We start from the raw sequence: 19,537 nt of genomic DNA on the forward strand, positions 1-19,537 counted from the left end.
ATGGACTTACCAATTAAAGCGGTAAAATCCCCATGGGTTAAGGCATCCTTGATGTGCGCGTGGTCAACTTTTTACCCTTTACTTATTCTGCGCTTTAGCTTTGCTCTATAAGAAAAGGAGCTGCTGTCACTTTATTAGAGGGTGATAGTTTGGACGAAATTTTTTTTCAAATATTTTTAAAACAGGTCAAAAATGCAACTATATATTCTTTGTGGAGCAAGTAGTGAGATTGCAAAAGCCTATTTCACAACACTCAATGAGCATTTATCGTCATGTCTAATAGTGACAATTAGTCGACAACCTCAGTTCGCTGCTGACAACCCACCTATAAAGCACAGCAATAAACACCTTCATTTTGAAACAGATTACAGTGAAGCAAGTTTATCGGCGATAGCAAAAACACTCACAGAACGACCGATCCCTTTGAGTGAGTTAGTTATTTTTAATGGGATTTTGCATGATCTAAACAACCAACCAGAACGTAAACTTGAACAAATTTCTGACACGCATTTTATTAATAGTATGCAAACAAACGCGCTACTGCCAATTCGCTGCGTAACGGCCTTTTCTAGATTATTAGATACCAAAACTAAAAGCGTTATCTGTGCACTGAGTGCCCGTGTAGGCAGTATTAATGATAATAATTTAGGGGGTTGGTATAGTTACAGAGCATCAAAGGCCGCATTAAATATGTTATTTAAATCAGCAGCAATTGAGCTTAGCCGTCGTTACAAACAAAATCGTTGTGTGCTTTTCCATCCAGGCACAACGGATACACCATTATCAAAGCCTTTTCAGGGAAATGTGCCTGATGGAAAGCTCTTTACCCCTTCGTTTGTATCAGAACAGCTATTTAAATTTCTTTCAGACGCTCGCTTTTTAGCTAATTTTGACAACCCTGCTTATTTTGATTGGCAGGGACAACCCATAGATTGGTAATAAGGAACTTCATGCATTTAACAAAACAAGCAATTGCAAACCTTGATAACCGTTATCGCGCTCATTTAATTAATAGTTTATCAGGGTTCAAAAGCGCTAATTTAATAGGTACTCAAGATTGCCATAATCAAACAAACCTCGCTATCGTCAGCTCAGTATTTCATCTAGGCGCGCATCCTCCGCTAGTGGGTATGATAATCCGCCCTCACTCTGTACCGCGACACACCCTTGAAAATATTCTTTCAACAGGTTGTTACACCATTAATCAGGTTAATAAAGATATTTATCATCAAGCACACCAAACATCTGCACGTTATGATAAAGAAGAATCTGAGTTTGATGCTACAGGGCTAGAAACACAGTATTTGAATGATTTTTTAGCACCTTTTGTTGCAAACAGTCGGTTAAAATATGCTGTTATCTTGAAAGAACATCACCACCTAGCTATTAACGGTACTGAATTGATTATAGGTGAAATAACGGATGTACACTTAGATGAAAATTGCCTAGCTGAAGACGGCTTTGTCGATATTGAAGCTATCGATACTGTCGCTGTAAGCGGGCTCGATAGTTACCATGTAACTGAACGTTTAGCCCGCTTAGCTTATGCTAAAAAGTAAGCACTAGATTATAAATGGCTTAGGCGCATGCGTCAGCACATCAAAGCCCGTTTCAGTAACAACGATGTCATCTTCTAAGCGCACACCGCCGTAGCCTGGAATGTAAATACCAGGCTCAATGGTGATCACATTGCCAACCTCAAGCTTGTAGTCTGTCAGTGTGTTGATAAATGGCACTTCATGTAAAAACAACCCTAAACCATGACCTAAGCCTTTGCCAGCATATTCGCCATAGCCTGCATCATCAATCACCTTGTTTGATATGGCATTTAAATCTAAACAATTAACGCCTGGTTTAACCATTTCAAGTGCCGCATTTTGTGCATCAAGCACTGTGTTATAAATATGGGTTTGTTTTTCTGACGCTTCACCAATAATGTAACTGCGAGTCATATCAGAGCGATAGCCATTCACAACCGCGCCAAAATCAAGCGTTACAAAGTCTCCTTGCTTTAAAACCTGATCTGATGGATTACCGTGGGGCAAGGCTGAGCGCTCAGCAAACAGCATAATGGTTGCAAACGACATTCCTTCTGAACCTAGCTTTTGCATTCTAAATTCAAGCTCTAAGACCAAGTCTCGCTCAGTTACACCTGGTTTAAAATAAGGTAACGTTTGTGCTAATGCTTCATCAGCGATGGCTGCGGCCGCTTTGATTTGTGCAACTTCCCAGCTATCTTTAACGCGCCTTAGTTTTTCTATTAAACCGTTTACAGCTGTTAGAGTGTGGCTGTTAAGCTCATCTGCTACACCTTGCCAAATCGCTACTGTGACATAACTTGCATCAAATGCGACATGACTGTTTGGTTTAAGGTGCCTATTAATACAATGACCAAGGGTTTCGTTGTCTCTGTCTCGACAAACAACTTCAAAACCCGTTGTTTCTACGATTGCACGTTGATAGTAACGATAATCTGTGATCAGCACGCACGCGTTTTGAGTGATTAATGCATAAGCAGCATTACCACTAAAGCCACTTAAGTAACGAATATTTTCATGCCCTAGAACTAACATGGCACTGTAATCGTGTTGTGCTAGCAAGGCTTTAAATTCAGCTTGTCTCTTTAAGTAATTAACTTGCATTGTCGCTCCTTATTTTTTGTGCATGCTAACAGTAATAACCATAAATACGAATATTATGCGATTAGTCGCAGTGAGTTTGCATCAAGTGTTTACTCAAGCCACAATGCACAAAAAACCAAGGAGTACACGATGACAACACATGGTATTGGCACACAAACGCCAGAGCAGGCGCTTGACTCTTTGTCAGATATGACAACAGATTTAACCCCTATTCAAAATGACGAATTTCATGCGCGTATCGCAAAAGCACAAGCGTATATGCAAGCAAATAATATTGATGCAATTTATTTAAATGCAGGCACTAACCTTGCCTATTTTACGGGTATGCGTTGGTACGCAAGTGAGCGTTTAGTTGGCGCTATTTTACCGGCTAAAGGTGATGTGCAATACATAGCGCCGTTTTTTGAAATCGGCAGCTTAAACGATTTCATGGTGATTGATGGCCCAATTCGTGGCTGGCAAGAGCACGAAAACCCATACCAGTTGTGTGTTGATGTACTTTCAGAAATGGGTATTAGCAAAGACGGCACCCTTGGTATTGATGAAAGCGCACAGTTTTTCATCTACGATGGCATTAATAAAGCGAACAGCGATTACAATATTGTTAACGCACAGTGCGTGACTGCTCATTGCCGCATGCATAAATCGGCTAGTGAACTTGCCCTAATGCAGCGTGCTATGGACATGACTTTAGAAGTACACAAAGCAACGGCGAGTATGCTTTATGAAGGCATTACCACCACTGAAGTTGAAGCCTTTATTAAAAAAGCGCACCAAAAAGTCGGCGCACCAGGTAACTATTTTTGTATTGTGCTGTTTGGTGTTGCGTCATCTTTCCCGCATGGCGTTAAAAACCCGCAAACCCTCAAAAAAGGTGATGTGGTACTGATTGATACAGGCTGTAAAGTACATGATTACCTCTCTGACATTACCCGTACGTATGTATTTGGTGAAGCCAACGAACGTCAACGTATGTTTTGGCAACACGAGAAAAATGCCCAACTTGCCGCTTTTGCTGCCGCAAAAATTGGTGAACCATGTGGCAAAGTAGATGATGCAGCAAGACAGTACCTAGCCGAAAATGGCATGGGGCCAGAGTATCAAACACCTGGCTGTCCACATAGAACCGGCCATGGCATTGGTTTAGATATTCATGAATGGCCATACCTGGTCGGTGGGAACCCTACCCCACTCGCTACAGGCATGTGTTTTAGTAATGAGCCTATGCTTGTAATACCTGATGAGTTTGGTATTCGCCTAGAAGATCACTTTTATATGACAAACGAAGGCCCGCGTTGGTTTACCGAGCCTGCTCATAGCATCGATGACCCATTTGGTTTAGCTAAATAAAATTAAAATACTTTTAAAAGGCCAGTGTTCTGGCCTTTTTTGTATCTGAATTATTACAATCTTTAACAGTGTGGACATTTTAGAGACAACCTACCCGCTTTTATTGTGTTATGATTTTAAGAATTTAACCTAAATACCACACATAATTACGGAGAATAAATGGGTTTACGTTTTAAAGTCCCGCATACACTTATCTTACTGCTAAGTATGATGGTCATTGCACTTATTGCTACTTGGCTAGTACCACAAGGTTTTTTCACCACAACACTCAGTGAATCTGGTCGCGAAATGGTCGTTGCTGGCACCTATCAAACAGTTGAAGAACGCCATTACTTAACCCCCTGGGATTTATTACAAGCCATCCCCCGCGCGTTTGCTGCTGCTCAGGATGTTATTTTCTTTGTGTTAATTGTTGGCGGCGTCTTAGCTGTTGCACGTGCCACAGGTACAGTCGATGCACTTATTGGTAGGCTTTTAGAGCGCCACGGTAAAAAGCCGCAACGATTAATCTTTATGGTGGTATTTTGCTTTGCTTTAGCATCAAGCAGTATTGGTACCGCTGGTGAGTACATTCCCTTTGTTATTATTCTCGTCGCGCTTGTAAAGCAATGCGCCTAGATGCAATGACCGCTGTAGGTATGATAGTCGCTGGTTATGGTATTGGTTATGGTGTATCGGCATTTAACCCATTTACCGTATTAATCGCACAGCAAATTGCAGGGATCCCGGTTTACTCTGGGCTGTGGTTACGTTTAGCTATATTTATTCCATTTGTGCTCATTGGTTTTCATCATGTTTGGCAATACACCAAAAAGGTAGCGAACGATCCCTCTAAATCAATGATGATTGGCGTACCTTGCCCACTTGAAAATCAAACAGCAACCAGTTACCCAGCACTTGCCCTACGCCATAAACTTATTTTAGGCAGCTTTATTATTACCCTTGCAATTGCAGTATGGGGCATCGCAACTAAGGGCTGGTATTTATACGAGCTAGGTGGTGTTTTTATTGCTTGGGGTGTGGTTGTCGCCATTTTAGGCAAACTCTCTGCTGATGAAGCAGCAAACAAATTTATAGAGGGCGTGTCTGATCTTGTTACAACCGCAGTCTTAATCGGTGTAGCACGCGGGATTGCCCTTATTTTAGAAGACGGCCAAATCCTCCATAGCTTGGTACATGGCATGTCGTTACCGCTATCTTATGTATCAGCAGAAATATCAGCAATTGGCATGTTAGTTATTCAAACCCTGCTTAATACCTTTATCCCATCAGGTTCAGGGCAAGCTTATGTCACCATGCCACTAATGGCTCCGCTGGGTGATTTAGTGGGTGTACCAAGACAAGTTGCCGTGCTTGCTTATCAATTTGGTGATGGCTTTTCCAATATGATCATTCCGACCAATGCCGTACTTATGGGTATTTTAGGCATGGCAGGCGTACCTTACGGACATTGGTTTAGATTCTGTTTACCACTACTGATTAAACTAATGGTCGCAGCATCGGTTGTATTAGTATTAGCTGTAATGTTTGGCTATGGCTTAGATGTGCAGCCCACACTAAATTGAGTTAGTTGATTTTAAAAAAGCGCCTAGGGCGCTTTTTTAGTTTATATAAACTAATTTTTAGAATACATTTTAGATAGAAATGCGTTGGAGCTGAAGGACGGCTCTGTGACAAAACCAGAACATTAGGCGTAACTTGATTCTGCCCCAAAATAAGTTAGGTTAAATGCTCTAACTGCTGCTTTGAGCAATCAAGATACAGTCTTACTCATCGAATGCTATTGGCTCTACTCCATAATCCAATATTCCACTAACTTTTATGTTGGTGATGACACAAATAACTGTATGAATATACAGTTTTGCTGTTATCCTCCCATAGTTAAGAAAATGAGCGACGAGCGCATTTTCTTTTTTCTGAATATATTTAGCACTGATAAAATATTAGAACTAGCAATGCATTACGTTATTTGTTACTAATAGATTTATTAATACATAAGCGTGACATTGGCAGAAAGATGCGCGACGCGCGCACTATAAAATTGTTTGGCTATTCAAGGAGTACGAGTGTCGGAACCAATTTTAGATTACGATGGCTATGAAAAGTCACTTGAAAAGATCCTTGAGGGTGTTACTAAAGATTATTATTCATCTTTTTTAGATATCAACCGCCATCAAGTTATGGTAAGTCGAGCATATTTATGGGTTTCTGCTGCATTAATTGGTGTCTATGCTGCAGCATATGAAAAATTTTCATCTGTCATTTTAGTGAATTCTTGTTTGTTTTTGTTTAGTTTGTTCGCGTTACTATTTGCATGCGTTGGTTTTGGTATATGTCTATACTCTATTCCTGCAAGAAATGGCTATATGGCAATCCCTAAAAAAGGATGGGGGGAGTTTAGTAGAGGAGCTTATGACTTACTAAAAGGTAATAACCCCAAAGTATATTCAACTTTTCTCTCTACACAAATTGCTCGTGTAGATCAGGCTTATGCTCATAATTTTCAAACCAATTCACAACGAGCAACATTATTAAGAGTAACTTCTTGGATATTAATTTCTTCTTTTTTATTAGCCTTAATTTCAAGTACGATTGCAATAATTGATTCATTAAATATTTCACAACAAAAGGTAGCAACCCACATGAGTAATGAAAACGAAAACAATGATACGCAAACTAGTTCAGCTCCTACACCTTCACCACAATTATTAGTTCCGGAACCGCCACCAACAGCGGATATCGGTACAGGTGGTATTATTAGTACTCATAGTGCTGAATCTGTGCAGTCTCACACAGTATTTGCAACTGATAATGCTATTGAAAAAAAATAGCCTAACAAGAACATTAAACGGAAAAATTACAGTTGGAGTTTATCTATGTTAAGAAGTTTTCATTCAGTAGGGCAAGGGGCTTTCTATACTGAAGAATTCTCCAACTTTGTTTCAGTATATGATTGCGGTACAGATACTGTTATTGGCTCAGGTAAATCATCGACAAGAGAAAAAACCATAAAACACGAAATATTCTCTGTTTTTAATAAAAACGCTAAAGTTAATGTTTTGTTTATTTCTCACTTTCATCGAGACCATGTAAACGGCCTTGAATGTTTACTGTCTAGGTGTAATGTTGACTATGTAGTGGTACCGTATTTACAGGAATTCTCAAGAATTGAGTTGTTTCTAGAAAGTTATATTGGAAACTCACGGTTTTTGAATGATCTAATATTAGATCCAGTAGGCTTGATCAATCGAGCTAGCCCTAAAACTAAGGTTATTTATGTACGTCCTTTCGAAATATTTAATGATGAAAGACAGATTGTACAGCTAGAAAACCTTGGTAATGGCGACTTTGTGAACAGTAATATTGCAATACGTTCAAGTGCAATTTCTTCTTGGGAATACATACCTTGCAATTTTGACTATGCTTCTAGAGCAGCTCTCTTAAAGTCAGAGTTTGAGAATCGCAATATATCAATATCTAATATTAATGACTTTGAAGTATTATGGAAGAATTCAAGAAAAAGAAAAGCAATAAAGGATTCATATACAAAGCTAAAAGGTAACTTTAATGCAACAACGATGACTGTCTACTCAGGACCTTGTGGTGAGCATGATTTGGTAAAAATTGTCCATGACAGCACGTTCAGGCCTTATTATATAAACCGATACGTAGCATGTTTGTTTTTAGGTGATTTCGAAGCTAGTAAAAACTGGAATGATCTAGATAGAGCCTATAACGGTGTGTGGGATAATATTGGCTTGATCCAAATTCCTCATCATGGTGCAAAAGAAAACTACACAAGCAAACTTAACAGTAAACCATATATGTATTCTGTCATATCTGCTGGCTCAGTTAATTCTCACAGGCATCCGCATTCATACACTACTGGTATGATCCTAAAGAATAAAGGGATAATGAAAGTTGTAACTGAAAGTCCTGCAACGAGGCTTCAGTTTTCCATAGAACCTGAAATATAACAATCTATTTAAGATTGATTTGCAACGCTTGGCATTTTTATTCCATTGTTGAGTTCAGTGTTGATGGTGGTAAGGTTAGGTTCAGTTCAGTGGTCGCGTTGTTCACACCTCAATGCGGCGTTACCAAGGCCTTTCTTTTATACAGAACCGCCCTTAGGCTTTAACTTTACGTTCTATACAGCACTTTAATTACATGCCATCCAAAGCGCGTTTTCACTAAATGTGGCTCTAAGATTTCCCCGCTGAATGCTACTTTGTCAAACTGTGGCACCATTTGACCACGTCTAAATTCACCTAGGTCGCCGCCTTTTTTACCTGACGGACAGGTTGAATGTTTTTTAGCTAAAGTCTGAAACTTCGCACCTTTTTTAAGTTGCTTGATAATGTCTTCAGCTTGTTCTTTGTGTTTAACTAAAATGTGCAGTGCGTGCGCTGTATTTGCCATGGGAGATCTCAAAAATTTAAACGCACGTATTTTATCACGGCTAAGCTAACACAGCCACAAAGCCTATTGGCTTTTGTCTGGAGCTTGTAAAAAACCTTTCACTAAACAAAATTGTGCTAAATAATAACTACACATAATAGCGATATCAGCGTAAGAAAAGGGCATATAAAAACGATTCAAAGCCAATATTGAGTCAGATATGACAAAAACCGCCCCACCTAATACTAAGAAGCCGTTCGATTTATCTGTCATCCAAGTAAGGCTTGCCATTATCATCAAAACAATCGTATAGAAAATCACAGGGATAAGCATTTCATTTAAAGTGGGGTACAATAAGCAAAATACCCCTATCGCTAAAAATAAATAAAGCAGCAACACATCAGTGCGGTACTTTTTAACGGGTAGCATTGTGATGATGTAAAATAAGTGACTAACAAAGAATGCAGCTAAACCGCCTATAAACAGTTGCCCTGTATCAAGGGCTAGCAGTACATCCCCTAGCACTGAAAAACTAAGAGCTAATAATAAAGTAATAACAGTACGACTTTGAAATTGCCCTCGATATTTAACTACCATCACAATTAAAAAGAGTATTGGCATTGCTTTTAATAGCGCAGTAATAGCTTGTGGAAGCGCAGGTTGTAACATCAATAGAGCGATGTAAAACGTTGCTAAGAGTAAATAGAGAATGTTCATTTTTTGTTATTGTTGTTGTTCGTTCCCAATAACGACAATAGCAAGCTTTAAATAAAAAGTTTATAGAAAATGCTGTTTTTGTTTTTCAGTCAGCAATCTGCACTGTGTTTGCTTTCCAAAAAATCGGTACCGGTTACGACCTACCCAATCATAAAAACGATCACGCAAGCCTTTTGGGATTAAATAAAGCACTTTAGCCATAGAGAATGGAAAGCCTAATTTAGTGGCAATAAATAACACAGCATCACTTTGTTTATATAGCTGGTTTTTATCAATCACTAACATTGAGGAAAGTGGATCGTCAACTTGATGCGCCTTTAATAAACGTTCACCTTTATCACTTTGCATGGGGCATAACTTAAAGGTTATTTGCTTATCAAAGCGAAGAATAAAGCGCACACAAAAATGGCACAGGTTGCACTGACCATCAAACAAGATAATTGGGTTACTCGTTGGCAAACCTAACCGCTTACTTGTACAACTTGTTTGCCCGTTAAGCCACCAGCAAGTTGTTTATTTAATGCAGTTGAAACAGCTTCAGCGGTAAAATCTACAGCATGAATTTGCGGCAATTTGATCTCGCCTCTGGCTGCATTATCAAGTAATAAATTACCCATAAAACTCAGCCTTTGCTGAGCACATAAGCTATTTGCAAGCCACGCACCGCCTAAAGACACAATGCCAATGTTAGGTGCACGCCTGAACATGAGCTCTTGTTCAAATTTAGGTAGTTCATTTAAACACGCAATGTGGCCACAAAAACGCATTAACTCAACGTTACGAATGGTGGTATCGCCACCAATACAGTCAAGCACGGCATCAAAACCTTGGGGGCCAAGCTCACGACGAATCTTATCTTCAAGTTTTGGGTCTTTGTAATCAAACACCACATCAGCACCTAGTTGCTTAAGTAACTTATGATTGTGTTTGCTAGCAGTGGTAAACACTGTTGCCCCACGTTGCTTAGCAAATTGAATAGCAAACTGACCTACCCCCCCTGCGCCTGCATCAATAAACAGTGAATCCCCTTCGCTTAGCTGCAACTTATCAAGGGCAATTAATGCCGTCATACCTGAACACGGTAAGGTTGCGGCATCACACGGTGAGACGTTATCTGGCACAACCGACACTGCATAGTTTGGCACTGTTGTGTATTCAGATAATACACCTTGGTCGCCAAGGCTAGCGTGCCACACAACACGTGCGCCTACGCCAGGAAACACACCTTTATTGGCATGAATCACAACACCTACAGCATCATGACCAAGTATATGGGGATAACTCCACTTGCAAAACCCCTGCTTTGCAAAGTTAGCATCCCCATGGTTTAAGCCCACATATTCAACTTTGATCAAAAGCTCGTTGCCTTCAGGGCAAGGGACTGGCACAGATAACTCCGATAACGCGATAGCGTCATTAGGCTCAAGCAGTGCTAGTGCGCGCATTGTTGAAGGAAGATCAGTGTTTTTTTGAATATGTGACATTTAATACTCTGAGTTAAAGGTTGTTTAGTTCAAAGCTCCAGCGACCATTAAACGCTTGATAAGCGCTCACTTTGGCCTGCAATGAAGCAATGGTTGAATCAACAGCATTTTCTTGCGCTATTAAAACATCCTGTCGAGCATCTAACAACTCTAAGTAAGGAATTTGCCCTTCTTCGTACATTGCTTGTGCTTGACCAAATGCTTTATTCGCATAATTAAAACGCTCGTCAGCGAAGTTCAACTGCTCACTTTGTTTGACTAACCTTTGCAGCGTAAGTTCACTGTCGCTTATCGCTTTTAACACTTTACTTTGGTAATCACTATAAGCCGCTTCACTTAAAAATTGCTGCGCATCACGTTGAGCTAATAATGCAGGATAACTCAGCAATGACCATTCAACTTTTGGCGTCACTTGCCATTGCTGTACGGTATCTTCTAAGCCATTGCTAGTTAAGCTCACTACGCCTGCAAACCCTGCCAGACTAATATCGGGCAAAAGTGCTTTTGAAGCTGCAACACTCAGTGAATAAGCCTGACTAAACTGATACAAGGCACTGGTGATATCGGGTCTCAGTGCCATTGCTTCACTGGCTTTATTAAACGACACACTAAATTCGTGGCTTAATAACTCAGGCTCTTCTATTAATGATATGTCACTTGCGAGTCGCCCTGTCAGTACCGCAAGGGTTGCCAAGTCGCGATATTGCAAATAACTAAGCTCAGGAATAAGGGCTTGTTGCTGCTTTAACTGAGCAAGAGTACGGTTAAGGTCAAGCTCATTCGCAACCCCCTCCTCTACTCGCGCTTTGAGCACATCAATACTTTGCTCGAGTGCCTCGATTTGCATCTCAATAATCGCTTGCTTTTGCACATTACCTTGATAGCTTACATAGCCTTGCACTACGGCTGAAACCACTTCAACCTGTAATGCTCTGAGCTGCTCTGCTTGGTTAAGTGCCCCCGCATTGGCAGCATCGACTAACGCGGTAATTCGGCCAAACAAATCAAGCTGCCAGTTTACGTTTACCCCTGCGTTTGATTGGCGCGTAATTGCGCCATCTAAACTGCTCCGCTCTGCGCCCACGCTTAGGCTGCCCTGCGGATAATAATCCGCACGGGCTGCACCTAAACGGGCGATGGCTGCATCCAGTTGAAGTTGACTGGTTTTTAAATCGTGATTCATTGCTAATGCATCAGTCACTAAATTGTTTAACTGTGCTGAATCTAAACGACGCCACCAGTTATTTTCGCTCGCACCTTGGTTTTGTTCACCAATTTGTGTATCGCTTACAAATTGTGTCAGGCTCACTTGCTGCTCTTGCATATCGACGCTTTGAGCGCACCCAGCTAATACGCCAGCTAACAGTATTGCACTTAAAACTTTGCCTTGTTTAAAGATTGCATGAAGAGGCTTATGCATCATCTTGCTCCTTCTGCGATTTTTTCGTTACTAACATATAAAACACCGGGGTGAATAATAAGCCAAACACAGTGACACCAATCATACCTGAGAACACCGCGTTACCCATAGCATGACGCATCTCTGCACCTGCGCCTGTGGCTAAAACAAGGGGTACAACACCTGCTGTAAAAGCAATTGACGTCATTAAAATTGGACGAAGTCGTAAGCGACACGCTTTAATAATGGCTTCAAGGTGAGGCATTCCCGTTTTATGCTGATCTCGAGCAAACTCAACCATTAAGATGGCATTTTTACTTGCCAGTGCAACGAGTACAATTAATGCGATTTGCGTAAAGATGTTGTTGTCATCACCTACAAGCCACACACCTAACAAGGCCGAGAAAATAGTCATAGGCACAATCAAAATAATCGCCAGTGGTAGTCTTAAGCTCTCGTATTGCGCAGCAAGTACCATGAACACGAGCAATACAACGAGTGGGAAAACATACACCATGGTATTACCCGCTAATATTTGCTGATAGGTTACTTCTGTCCACTCAAACTCAATACCATTAGGTAATGTTTCTGCAAGGATTGCTTCAATGGCATGCTGTGCTTGGTCAGAGCTATAACCTGGCGCTGGGCTACCATTTAATTCAGCTGTAGGATAACCGTTATAGTGCATTACACGATCTGGGCCTGTTGTTGGCGTGACCGTTAATACAGAACCAAGTGGCACCATCTCACCCATGCGGTTACGCACTTTAAGATTCAAAATTTGCTCAGGATCTTGGCGATAATCAGCATCAGCTTGTGCATTAACCTGATAAGTACGACCAAACAAGTTGAAGTCATTCACATACATCGAACCTAAGTATACTTGTAAGGCGTTAAATACTTCATCAAGTGGAATGCCTTGAATCAGCGCTTGCTCACGGTCAATGTCTATATCCATTTGTGGCACTTGAATTCTAAAGCTTGAGTAAAGCCCCATTAATGCAGGGTCTTGCTGCGCTTTAGCAATGGTTGCTTGTAAGCTATTAAAGAGTGCTTCAAAGCCTTTGTTGGCACGGTCTTCAATTTGCAGTTTAAAGCCACCTGTTGTACCTAAACCTTGAATTGGCGGTGGCGGAAATACCGCAACAAACGCTTCATCAATAGTCGCAAACTTTTGATTTAACTGCGCCGCAATCGCCATTGCCGACATACTCGGATCTTGACGCTCTTCAAAAGGGGCAAGCGGAGTAAATACAATGCCGCTATTAGGACTATTAGTGAAACCATTCACCGATAAACCAGGAAACGATACTGTGTTTGCAACACCCGGTACTTGTAATGCAATTTTTTCCATTTCTTGCACAACTTCTTGGGTTCTATCTAAGCTTGCAGCATCAGGTAACTGTGCAACAGCCACTAAATATTGCTTATCTTGCTGTGGAATAAAGCCACCTGGTACAGCGTCAAACAATTTTACTGTGCCACCCACAAGGGCAACATAAGCAACGAGTACAATCACACTCATGCGAATCAGTTTTTGCACCAGCTTTTCATAGCCATTTGCGCCTTTATCAAATAAGCGGTTAAACGGTTTAAATAGCCAGTTGCCAAATACGCGATTTAATAACTTAGTTAAGCGGTCTGGTTTTGCATCATGGCCTTTTAATAATAACGCCGATAACGCAGGCGATAGTGTTAACGAGTTAAACGCTGAGATAACCGTCGAAATTGTAATAGTTAACGCAAATTGCTTATAAAATTGACCAGATAACCCCGTAATGAAAGCCGTCGGAATAAATACCGCACACAGCACTAAGGCAATAGCGATAATTGGCCCAGTTACTTCTGTCATGGCGACACGGGTTGCTTCAAGTGGTGATAAACCTTGCTCGATATTACGTTCAACGTTTTCAACTACAACAATGGCATCATCAACAACAATACCAATGGCAAGCACCAAGCCGAATAACGATAAAGTATTGATTGAAACGCCAAGCCATTGCATAACAGCAAACGTACCAATCAAAGATACGGGTACTGCAATAAGCGGGATAACCGATGCACGCCATGTTTGTAAAAACACCACCACAACGATAACTACTAACGCGATTGCTTCAAGTAGCGTTTTAATAACAGCATCGATAGAGCCGCGTACGAAAATAGTTGGGTCATAAACTATGTCGTATTCAACGCCTGCCGGAAAGTCTTTTGATAGCTCTTTCATGGTTTCACGTACTTGATCCGAAAGCTCAATCGCATTAGAACCTGGGCGTTGAAATACAGGCATAGCCAAGGCTGGTTGACCATCTAGCATTGCTCTTAGTGCATACGTATCTTGGCCTAACTCAAGGCGTGCAACATCACTTAGGCGCGTAAGCTGACCTTGCTCACCCACTTTGATGATCACATTTTCAAATTCTTCTTGTGAGCTCAAGCGCCCTTTAACATTCATCAGAATTTGAAATTGATTACTTTTCGACGTAGGTTGTGCACCTAAGCTACCCGCAGCAACCTGTTGGTTTTGCGCGCGTAATGCATTTACTACATCCATTGCTGTTAAATCGCGTGCCGATAGCGCATCTGGATTTAACCATACCCGCATTGAGTATTGACCACCACCAAACATGCGTACATCCCCCACCCCAGGAAGACGCGCAATTTGGTCTTTGATATACAAATCAGCATAGTTCGCTAAGTAAGTTGTATCATGGGTCTTTTCAGGCGAGTACAAATGCACCACCATGGTTAAATCTGGTGATGATTTTTCTGCTACAACACCTAAACGCTGAACTTCTTGTGGTAAGCGTGGTAGTGCACTATTTACACGGTTTTGCACTTGTACTTGTGCTCGGTCTAAATCAGTGCCTAACGCAAAGGTTACCGTTAATGTCATGCGGCCATCACTGGTTGCTTGCGAGAACATATACAACATGTTTTCTGTACCATTGATTTCTTGCTCAAGCGGCGTTGCCACAGTTTCAGCTATCACCGTCGGGTTTGCACCTGGGTAACTTGCCGTTACAACAACTGTTGGCGGCACCACCTCTGGATACTCACTCACCGGCAATTGAAATAACGAGATTGCCCCTGCGATAAGAAAAATAAGCGACAGCATCGCTGCAAAGATGGGTCGCTGGATAAAAAAGTGTGAAAATTTCATTTTGCCCTACTGTTTAGCAACCAAATCTGAATGATTATTTGAAAGAGTGAACGCAATACCATCGCTATTAATTGTTACTGTGTTTGGTGAAATTGGCATACCAGGACCAACACGCGCAGGGCCATTCACAGCAATCACATCGTTTTCGTTTAGACCCGATGTAATTGCTCGTAAGCTGCCGTAACGCTCACCTACCGTCACTAATTTATATTCAAGAACATTGCCCTCACCCACAGTGAGTACAAAGCGATTTTTTAAATCTGTGCCAATTGATCGCTCTGGCACGATAACTTTTTCACTCACCTTATTGGCTGCAAGCTTAATGCGAGCGAATGACCCCGCGCGAAGTTGATGCTCATCGTTTGCAAACACGGCACGCACGCGAAGAGTACCGGTAGTTTGATTGATTTGGTTATCAATGAAGTTGATTCTGCCATTGAAGTTAAAGCTGGTTTCACCCACCTTTTGCATCACGACTGCTTGTTCACTTTGCGCTGTCACATCAGCAAATGACTGGTTCCAGGTGCGCTCATCAATATCAAAATAAGCATACATTTGCTGGTTTGATACAATGCTTGTTAACACGCTTTGACCTGCAAGCACGTTGTTACCTTTAGTTATATTGGCACGTGATACCACACCATCAATTGGCGAACGTACTTGGGTAAACTCTAAATCAAGTTCAGCGGCTGTAAGCTCGGCCTGTAGTGCTAGTAGCTGCGCTTCGCGTTGTCTGAGTGTTGATTTACGAGACTCAGCTTGCTCAGTTGAAATAGCTTTACGCTCGGTTAAACGCTCTGCGCGTTTAGCTTCGCTTTTAGCTTGCTCCAATGCAGCCTTAGCACTTTCGATTTGTGCTTTTAGGCTATCAACCACTGCTGCAAAAGGACGTGCATCAAGGGTAAATAGTAAATCCCCTTCTTTTACGCTGTCGCCTTCTTTAAAATTAATTTTATCGATAACACCCGAAACACGCGGCATAAGTGCAACTTCTTGTGGCGCTTCTAAACGCGTAGTATAGGTGTGCCAATTTTGTACTGGTTTAACAAGCACTTTTGCTACGTCAATAGGTTGTAAATGGGGTTGCTGCGCTGCTTGGTTGGCTTCTGTACCGCACCCTGCAAGCGTTAAGCTCGCAATGGTCACCGCCACTGCAAGAATAGATTTGTTCATCACGACTCTCCTGTTAATAGATTGGAGGCAATGTTACGGAACTAATTAGCGGATAAAAATGATAGATTTTTAAATTCATTAATGCCAGAATGGCACCAATGAAATTTAAGGAACTGCTATGGACACCACCAGCCGCTTACTTATGTTGCTTGAAGTGATTGAACGAGGCTCATTTGCAAAAGCCGCAGAGTCTAGGAATATAGACCGTTCGGTCATATCAAAACAAATTAGCCGTCTTGAAGATGAATTAGGTGTGCGCTTACTCAATCGAACAACACGTTCTTTTTCGTTGACTGCCGCTGGTGCTGAAATGGTAAAAAAAGCAGCTGAACTTAGAGATTTGTTATCAGATACCGTCAGACTTGCTGAGAATTACCACCAAGAACCCCGTGGTACATTAAAAATTACCTCATCAAGTATTATCGGCAAACGGTATATTCAGCCCGTAATTAATGACTTTCAAAAACGCTTCCCGCAAGTTGAAGTTGAACTTCGTTTAGACGATAGACTGATTGATTTAGTATCTGAAGGCTATGATTTGGCTTTTCGTGTGGGAGAGCCAAAAGACTCATCATTTATAGCTCGGAAAATTGCCCGCAACCGGATGTTACTACTAGCCTCACCTGAGTTTATTGAAATTTACGGCATGCCAAAGCATGTTGAGGATTTAAAAGAGCTGCCAGCTGCCAGCTATTCAAGTCCAAGTAAACGCGTTAGCGGTATTCGCTATCGCGATGCCAATGGTGATATTGTTGAGCAAAACATCAAAAGTGTCTTTCGCGCTAACGATGCCGAAGTACTTTTAATGAAAGCCATCTCAGGTAATGCTTATGTGCTTGCACCTGCATTTATTCTTGACGATGAAGTAAAACGTGGTGATTTAGTGCCTATTTTAACCGATATGGAATTACTCGATTACAGCGCTGTATACGCGGTTTACCCGCACAGGGATTTGCCAGTAAGAACGCGGCTATTCTTTGATGCGATGCGTGAATTCATCGGTAAAGATATCCCTATCTGGGAAGCGAATATTCCAGAGTTTGATAGCATGTACAAAGGCAGTACGTAGAATCTTAACTCGCTTTATCACACTTAGGGGCTTGCTGATTTAACTCATAGGCCGTTACAACCCTGTTTCGCCCCTGCTTTTTTGCCTGATACAGTGCATCGTCTGCACGTTTTATAAAGTTTTTAAGTGTTTGGTTTGGCATATAACAAGCAACACCAATACTAATTGTTAGGTTTATCGCTTGCTCATCAATAGTGTGGATAGTTGTCGATAAATTCTCTCTAAGCATGTCCGCAAACTCATACGCGCTTTGTGGATCGGTGTGGGGAAGGAATATAGCAAACTCTTCTCCACCAATACGGAAGATAACGTTTTTATTGATTCGCTCAGCAAAAAAGGCCGTAACATTAATTAACACACGGTCACCGACTCCATGGCCAAACTGATCGTTTATTTTTTTAAAATAATCGATATCGATCATTAATACATATGTACCAGGCTTATTAGCCAAGTCCACTTCAAAGTAGTGAGTCATTGCTAAGCGGTTACCAGCCCCTGTGAGTGGGTCTAAAAGTGCTAGATTTTCCAGTCGTTTTCCGTACTCCGCCCGACTATTTTCAAACGTATGAGAAACAGCCCAAATACTAATGTAAGTAAACGAAAAATTAAGTAGAAAATTAACCGTATGTAAAGGCGCTAAGCTTTGCTTTGTACCGAGAATAAAGGCTTGAACCACTGCTACTATGAGCGAAAATACAACGCCATATTGTTTACCTAGCAACAAGTAAAATAAAATTGGCAATGAGCATGTCCAAATGAACAACAAGCTTTTAATATTACTAAGGTAAGTACCCAGTGTAACTAGGATTGTTAGGAACACACACAAGCTAAGTGATTGCCATAAATGGGCTGTGCGTTTACGCGTGTACAGGTAGGTGTGAAAACAAAATACCGCAAAACCAACTTCTAAAATACCAAGAAAGTAAAAGTGGTTCATAAATAGATTAAAAAAGGCGAAAATGCTTGCAAGAATCCCCAAACAAAATCCCATCCATTTAAGAACGTTATTTCGTAAAGCTTGGGTGCCACGCAATGCGCCAATATCCATTATTAATCTCATAAACTGTGTGATTGGCTAATTTTAACGCGAAACCAGTATTTTCGGAACATTTTTATTTATTGCAATAATCTATACCATCAACTAGTCAATAAAGAGTGATGATTATGAAAAAGAGCAACCGAATAGCTTAGCAAATATTTATGGCATTCCTTGTTGCATCAGCTCACAAAATAGGTTTGCCAGTAAACACTAAACTACTTTAACTGGATGCGATGAAGGTTTAATCATCAATTAAATCGCTCACTTCTTCAATTAACTCATCAAACTCTTCATCAATGTTACGTCGTTGCTTCGCTGTGAGAGTGGCCTTTAATGCAACAAGCAGCTTCACATAATTATCAAGGTTTTCATCATCAGCCTTAATTAGCGCTTCACTCATATACAGGCTACGGTTATTAATTATCACCGCTAGGGCTTGGTCAAAATCTTCTGGTTTACTCTCTGCTGTAAAGAGTTTTTTTAGTGCATCCAAACGTGTTTGCTTATACTCAAGCCAGAGTAACGAGGTTTCAATTCGATCGTTGGTCGCTGTTTCAATTAGCTCTTTTTGTTCGTTGGACAGTGTTCCGAGCCATTCTTTATAATTTTCAAGCTCCTCCTCTAAACGTTTCTTTTTATGTTCAGCAGGTGTTTTCTTTTGATATTCTTCGTACTCATCGTCAATGGATGCTTGGATAGCAGCAACAAATTCAGTGCGCTGTTCTATCGACAGCGAGTTTGCTAAATTGATCAGATCAGGTTCAAGCTTTTCGACTAACGTTTGCCAATGTTGTTTAGCTTGCAGGAAATGCTTTTTTAACTGTTGTTGATTAACATCAACATCAAGCATCGCCTTTAAACTCTCTAAATCTTTTTTGTATAAAGGCAACTGAGTTTCCCTGTGCCAATCTCGACTAGTTTTAACTATTTGCTTAAACTTGTCTGACTGCTCGGAGTTTAGGTCAACATAATCATCAATCCAAAAACCTGATAACCAGCCAAGATTGTTATATGTGAAGCTTGGGGAGCAACCTAACGTGCCCATAACCAAACATAAGATAATGAGATTTTTTAATAAATTCTTCATAGGGCTTTTTCTAAAC

At 40.9% G+C, this 19,537-nt stretch carries 16 protein-coding genes and 1 pseudogene; 7 read left to right on the plus strand and 10 right to left on the minus strand.

All coding sequences use genetic code 11. From position 1 onward, the window contains the following. The first annotated feature begins 192 nt into the window (after positions 1-192). Positions 193-939, plus strand: coding sequence for an SDR family NAD(P)-dependent oxidoreductase (locus PAARA_RS04920; protein ID WP_062567948.1), 747 nt, complete (start codon positions 193-195; stop codon positions 937-939). An 11-nt stretch (positions 940-950) separates the two neighbouring features. Next, positions 951-1,559, plus strand: a complete 609-nt coding sequence (locus PAARA_RS04925) for a flavin reductase family protein (RefSeq protein ID WP_062567949.1) — start codon at positions 951-953, stop codon at positions 1,557-1,559. A 3-nt stretch (positions 1,560-1,562) separates the two neighbouring features. Here PAARA_RS04925 and PAARA_RS04930 read toward each other — a convergent pair whose 3' ends face one another. Beyond that, positions 1,563-2,642, minus strand: a complete 1,080-nt coding sequence (locus tag PAARA_RS04930) for a M24 family metallopeptidase (protein ID WP_062567950.1) — start codon at positions 2,640-2,642, stop codon at positions 1,563-1,565. A gap of 129 nt (positions 2,643-2,771) precedes the next feature. On the opposite strand from PAARA_RS04930, the gene PAARA_RS04935 reads away from it, so the two are divergent. From PAARA_RS04935 to PAARA_RS04950, 4 genes and pseudogenes are all read left to right on the plus strand, one after another. Then, entirely contained in the window at positions 2,772-3,992 is a 1,221-nt protein-coding gene (locus PAARA_RS04935) for a M24 family metallopeptidase (RefSeq protein ID WP_062568171.1), read from the plus strand. 159 nt (positions 3,993-4,151) lie between these two features. Further along, a pseudogene (locus PAARA_RS04940) lies at positions 4,152-5,557 on the plus strand (YfcC family protein). Positions 5,558-6,058: 501 nt separating this feature from the next. Further along, the gene (locus tag PAARA_RS04945; protein ID WP_062567951.1) at positions 6,059-6,823 is read left to right on the plus strand and encodes a hypothetical protein; all 765 of its coding nucleotides are present in this window, start codon (positions 6,059-6,061) and stop codon (positions 6,821-6,823) included. A gap of 45 nt (positions 6,824-6,868) precedes the next feature. After that, the gene (locus PAARA_RS04950) at positions 6,869-7,969 is read left to right on the plus strand and encodes a ComEC/Rec2 family competence protein (protein ID WP_062567952.1); all 1,101 of its coding nucleotides are present in this window, start codon (positions 6,869-6,871) and stop codon (positions 7,967-7,969) included. Between the two features lie 166 nt (positions 7,970-8,135). Here PAARA_RS04950 and ppiC read toward each other — a convergent pair whose 3' ends face one another. The 7 genes from ppiC to PAARA_RS04985 form a co-directional block, all read right to left on the minus strand. Continuing rightward, positions 8,136-8,414: a peptidylprolyl isomerase PpiC gene (gene ppiC, locus PAARA_RS04955; RefSeq protein WP_055021968.1), complete on the minus strand. Its 279-nt coding sequence runs from the start codon at positions 8,412-8,414 to the stop codon at positions 8,136-8,138. Between the two features lie 63 nt (positions 8,415-8,477). Further along, a complete protein-coding gene (locus PAARA_RS04960) occupies positions 8,478-9,110 on the minus strand; it encodes a lysoplasmalogenase (RefSeq protein WP_083515254.1) in 633 nt (210 codons plus the stop codon). Between the two features lie 60 nt (positions 9,111-9,170). Continuing rightward, on the minus strand, positions 9,171-9,569 hold the full coding sequence (locus PAARA_RS04965; RefSeq protein ID WP_062567954.1) for a DCC1-like thiol-disulfide oxidoreductase family protein: 399 nt from the start codon (positions 9,567-9,569) through the stop codon (positions 9,171-9,173). 2 nt (positions 9,570-9,571) lie between these two features. Beyond that, entirely contained in the window at positions 9,572-10,594 is a 1,023-nt protein-coding gene (locus PAARA_RS04970; protein WP_062567955.1) for a zinc-binding dehydrogenase, read from the minus strand. Positions 10,595-10,607: 13 nt separating this feature from the next. Then, the gene (locus PAARA_RS04975) at positions 10,608-12,014 is read right to left on the minus strand and encodes a TolC family protein (protein WP_062568172.1); all 1,407 of its coding nucleotides are present in this window, start codon (positions 12,012-12,014) and stop codon (positions 10,608-10,610) included. After that, entirely contained in the window at positions 12,007-15,153 is a 3,147-nt protein-coding gene (locus PAARA_RS04980) for an efflux RND transporter permease subunit (RefSeq protein WP_062567956.1), read from the minus strand. The genes PAARA_RS04975 and PAARA_RS04980 overlap by 8 nt, the downstream gene beginning before the upstream one ends. Before the next feature lie 6 nt (positions 15,154-15,159). Further along, the gene (locus tag PAARA_RS04985; RefSeq protein WP_062567957.1) at positions 15,160-16,326 is read right to left on the minus strand and encodes an efflux RND transporter periplasmic adaptor subunit; all 1,167 of its coding nucleotides are present in this window, start codon (positions 16,324-16,326) and stop codon (positions 15,160-15,162) included. A gap of 118 nt (positions 16,327-16,444) precedes the next feature. On the opposite strand from PAARA_RS04985, the gene PAARA_RS04990 reads away from it, so the two are divergent. Continuing rightward, positions 16,445-17,395, plus strand: coding sequence for a LysR family transcriptional regulator (locus tag PAARA_RS04990; RefSeq protein WP_062567958.1), 951 nt, complete (start codon positions 16,445-16,447; stop codon positions 17,393-17,395). Positions 17,396-17,399: 4 nt separating this feature from the next. On the opposite strand, the gene PAARA_RS04995 is transcribed toward PAARA_RS04990, so the two are convergent. Next, positions 17,400-18,443, minus strand: a complete 1,044-nt coding sequence (locus tag PAARA_RS04995; RefSeq protein WP_062567959.1) for a GGDEF domain-containing protein — start codon at positions 18,441-18,443, stop codon at positions 17,400-17,402. 232 nt (positions 18,444-18,675) lie between these two features. Then, a complete protein-coding gene (locus tag PAARA_RS05000) occupies positions 18,676-19,521 on the minus strand; it encodes a DUF6279 family lipoprotein (protein WP_062567960.1) in 846 nt (281 codons plus the stop codon). Positions 19,522-19,537: the final 16 nt, after the last annotated feature.

Origin of the sequence: Pseudoalteromonas arabiensis, from assembly GCF_001550155.1 — a bacterium.
Lineage (GTDB): Bacteria > Pseudomonadota > Gammaproteobacteria > Enterobacterales > Alteromonadaceae > Pseudoalteromonas > Pseudoalteromonas arabiensis.